Origin of the sequence: Streptomyces sp. NTH33, assembly GCF_003236365.1 — a bacterium.
Taxonomy (GTDB): domain Bacteria; phylum Actinomycetota; class Actinomycetes; order Streptomycetales; family Streptomycetaceae; genus Streptomyces.
The window spans coordinates 1-3068 of record NZ_POTZ01000640.1 but is presented as its reverse complement, the minus strand read 5'-3'; the positions used below and the strand labels follow the sequence as shown (position 1 = coordinate 3068).

Below are 3068 nucleotides of genomic sequence, written 5' to 3'. Positions count from 1 at the left end.
GTGCAGACGCTCGCCCAGCCGCGCGGCCCGCGCCTGGTACTCGCCCGTGCGCAGCATCGCGATCACCTCCAGCGCCACCGCGCACGCCAGCGGATTCCCGCCGAACGTCGACCCGTGCTCGCCCGGCCGGAACACCCCGAGCACCTCCCGCGACGACACCACCGCCGACACCGGCAGGATCCCGCCGCCCAGCGCCTTGCCCAGGACGTACATGTCGGGAACCACCCCCTCGTGCTCGCACGCGAAGGTACGGCCCGTACGCCCCAGCCCCGACTGGACCTCGTCGGCGACGAACAGCACGTTCCGCTCCCGGGTCAGCTCCCGCACCGCCGGCAGGTAACCGGCCGGCGGCACCAGCACCCCCGCCTCGCCCTGGACCGGCTCGAGCAGCACGGCGACCGTGTTCTCCGTCAGCGCCGACCGCATCGCCGTCAGGTCCCCGTACGGCACGATCTGGAAGCCCGGCGTGTACGGCCCGAAGTCCGCCCTCGTCTCCGGGTCGGTGGAGAAGCTGATGATCGTCGTCGTACGGCCGTGGAAGTTGTTGCCCGCGACCACGATCTTCGCCATCTCCGCGGGCACGCCCTTGACCGTGTAGCCCCACTTGCGGGCCGTCTTCACGGCCGTCTCCACCGCCTCCGCGCCCGTGTTCATCGGCAGCACCGTCTCCATGCCGCACAGCGCCGCCAACTGCTCGCAGAACGCGCCGAACCGGTCGTGGTGGAAGGCCCGCGAGGTCAGCGTCACCCGCTCCATCTGCGCTCTGGCCGCGTCGAGCAGCCGCCGGTTGCCGTGCCCGAAGTTCAGCGCCGAGTAGCCGGCCAGCAGATCGAGGTACCGGCGGCCCTCCACGTCCGTCATCCAGGCCCCGTCCGCGGTGGCGATCACCACGGGCAGCGGGTGGTAGGTGTGCGCGCTGTGGGCGTCGGCGGTGGCGATGAGGTCTTCCGTAGCGGTCACGGCGGCTCCCGGGCTCCCGAGGACGGCGAGGGGCGCCCCCCGGTGGAAGGGGGGCCGTCCCCTTTCCTATCCCCGCCCGCATGGTGGACGCGGGAAATGCGCCGTTCGGCGCGCCCGGTAGGCTGACCACGGGCCGTGACTGGCGCGCTGGGATGGGACCGACCATCGGGGAGCGGCCCGAGCGGGAAAGAGTGCCGTGCGCCTGGGCCGTACCGTGAACGCCGAACGCGCCGAACGCCACGTCCGGAGGTCCTGATGCCCGAGAACTCTGCGTCCCTGTCCCGTGAGTCCACCGCCTTCCGCGCCGCCCTCGACGTGATCCGCGCCGTCGAGCCGCGCGTGGCCGATGCCATCGGCCAGGAGGTCGCCGACCAGCGCGAGATGCTCAAGCTGATCGCCTCCGAGAACTACGCCTCCCCGGCCACCCTGCTGGCCATGGGTAACTGGTTCAGCGACAAGTACGCCGAGGGCACCGTCGGCCGCCGCTTCTACGCCGGCTGCCGCAACGTCGACACCGTCGAGTCGCTGGCCGCCGAGCACGCCCGCGAGCTCTTCGGCGCCCGTCACGCCTACGTCCAGCCGCACTCCGGCATCGACGCCAACCTGGTCGCCTTCTGGGCCGTCCTCGCCCAGCGCGTCGAGCTGCCCGCCCTGGAGAAGGCCGGCGTCCGCCAGGTCAACGAGCTCTCCGAGGCCGACTGGGCCGAACTGCGCCAGGCCTTCGGCAACCAGCGCATGCTCGGCATGTCCCTGGACGCCGGCGGCCACCTCACCCACGGCTTCCGCCCGAACATCTCAGGAAAGATGTTCGACCAGCGTTCCTACGGCACCGACCCGGCCACCGGCCTGCTCGACTACGAGGCCCTGCGCGCCTCCGCCCGCGAGTTCAAGCCGCTGATCATCGTCGCCGGCTACTCCGCCTACCCGCGCCTGGTGAACTTCCGGATCATGCGCGAGATCGCCGACGAGGTCGGCGCCACGCTCATGGTCGACATGGCCCACTTCGCGGGCCTGGTCGCCGGCAAGGTCCTCACCGGGGACTTCGACCCGGTCCCGCACGCCCAGATCGTCACGACCACCACCCACAAGTCGCTGCGCGGCCCGCGCGGCGGCATGGTCCTGTGCGACGACTCCCTCAAGGACCAGGTCGACCGCGGCTGCCCGATGGTCCTCGGCGGCCCCCTCCCGCACGTCATGGCCGCCAAGGCGGTTGCCCTGGCCGAGGCCCGGCAGCCCTCCTTCCAGGACTACGCCCAGCGGATCGTCGACAACTCCCGTGCCCTGGCCGAGGGCCTGTCGCGCCGTGGCGCCACCCTCGTGACCGGCGGCACCGACAACCACCTCAACCTGATCGACGTCGCCTCCTCCTACGGCCTCACCGGCCGCCAGGCCGAGGCAGCCCTGCTCGAGTCCGGCATCGTCACCAACCGCAACGCGATCCCGGCCGACCCCAACGGAGCCTGGTACACCTCCGGCATCCGCGTCGGCACCCCCGCGCTGACCACCCGCGGTCTGGGCACCGCCGAGATGGACGAGGTCGCCGGCCTCATCGACCGCGCCCTGACGGCCGCCGAGCCCGGCACCACCAAGTCGGGCGCCCCGTCCAAGGCCGCCCACGTCCTCGACCCGAAGATCGCCGACGAGATCTCCCAGCGGGCCACCGACCTCGTGGCCGGCTTCCCGCTGTACCCGGAGATCGACCTGGGCTGACGCACCCGGTCCGGTTTCACAAGTCGATCAGCTGCTGTCGTGGCTCCTCCCGCGGCGGTCCGGCACCACGCCGGGCCGCCGCGCGGCGCATCAGCAGCGTGCCGCCGACTCCGACGGCGAGCCCGCCGGCCGCCCACCACAAGGGACCACCGCTCCCGAGCCGAGCCCCGCCGGACGACGTACGGTCCGCGTCACCCAGCAGCCCCGCGTGCTCCAGTCGCTCGTACAGGTCCCGCGGCGCCCGGTGCCAGCGGATGTCGTCGTCCTCCACATCCGGCGCCAGGTCCGACCGCACCCAGGGCGTGCCGTCCTCCGCCACGATCAACTGGTCCTGCCTCTCCATGGCCACATCGCCTCCCGGCGGCCGGTGCGTCATCGGCCACCCCCCGACCCCGGTC

General features: G+C 72.5%; 2 protein-coding genes, 1 pseudogene and 1 riboswitch. Of the genes and pseudogenes, 1 reads left to right on the top strand and 2 read right to left on the bottom strand.

Annotation, left to right across the window (positions count from 1 at the left end; genetic code table 11):
- A partial coding sequence (rocD, locus tag C1I97_RS34255) for an ornithine--oxo-acid transaminase (RefSeq protein WP_111006890.1) occupies positions 1-960 on the bottom strand: 960 nt, incomplete at its 3' end.
- Between the two features lie 125 nt (positions 961-1085).
- Positions 1086-1175, top strand: a riboswitch (ZMP/ZTP riboswitch).
- Positions 1176-1215: 40 nt separating this feature from the next.
- Between rocD and C1I97_RS34250 the strand changes: the two genes are divergently transcribed.
- Positions 1216-2670, top strand: a complete 1455-nt coding sequence (locus C1I97_RS34250; protein ID WP_111006889.1) for a glycine hydroxymethyltransferase — start codon at positions 1216-1218, stop codon at positions 2668-2670.
- A 16-nt stretch (positions 2671-2686) separates the two neighbouring features.
- Here C1I97_RS34250 and C1I97_RS34245 read toward each other — a convergent pair.
- Positions 2687-3068, bottom strand: a pseudogene (locus C1I97_RS34245) (hypothetical protein); the annotation flags it as partial.

What these genes read in the sequence shown, in the direction of transcription:
- C1I97_RS34250 (WP_111006889.1), top strand. Translation starts at nt 1,216, where the DNA reads ATGCCCGAGAACTCTGCGTCCCTGTCCCGTGAGTCCACCGCCTTCCGC.